This window comes from Bdellovibrio sp. ArHS (assembly GCF_000786105.1).
Lineage (GTDB): Bacteria > Bdellovibrionota > Bdellovibrionia > Bdellovibrionales > Bdellovibrionaceae > Bdellovibrio.
The window spans coordinates 1-611 of record NZ_JTEV01000008.1 but is presented as its reverse complement, the minus strand read 5'-3'; the positions used below and the strand labels follow the sequence as shown (position 1 = coordinate 611).

The window sequence follows — 611 nt, the reverse complement described above, 5'->3', positions numbered from 1 at the left end:
CAACCCATTTGGGGAACTCCTTCCGGGCCTCCCACATAGAACGGGGGGATTTTGTCAGGGTCCGGTTGTTTAAGACAGAGGGCCCGGTCCGCCCCCATGCAGGTAATCGCTTTGCGAGAAGCTTCCGAAATAAAATAGAAGTGCAAATCGAAATGAGGACGGTTGTAAATACCGTCGGGCTCGTGCCCGTGAGGCATCCAGTTGATCACCATGTGGTTATACGGTGGAATATTCAACACGGCCGGCAACTTCAAAGTATATTCGCCCGGCTCTTGTTGAGGCAGAGCATTTAAAGCTCCTTCCGTCATAGCCAGTCCTACAGAATAAGGCGTTCCATCTTCACCAATGTTCGCAAAGGCTTGCACCTTGCCTTCACCCACGGCAACGGCCTCCCCAAAGATCACAAAGGCGTGAGCGTAAAGGCTCGATAAAAAAAGTCCGCAAAAGATAATAAGTCCTTTCATAAATCCCCCTGATTTTTTGGAATGAAATCCGAGTTTTAGTTCAACGACAAGATTCTGCGAGGGCGGTTGTTTTTAATCATGGAAATCCGTCTCGTTTTGAGAATTCCCCGAATTGTCCCCTGTTTAAAATGTCGACGCCTTATTGGG

1 protein-coding gene is annotated in these 611 nt (G+C 48.6%); it reads right to left on the bottom strand.

What is annotated here, in order from left to right:
* A partial coding sequence (locus OM95_RS04315) for a DUF5602 domain-containing protein (RefSeq protein ID WP_291515557.1) occupies positions 1-464 on the bottom strand: 464 nt, incomplete at its 3' end.
* Positions 465-611: the final 147 nt, after the last annotated feature.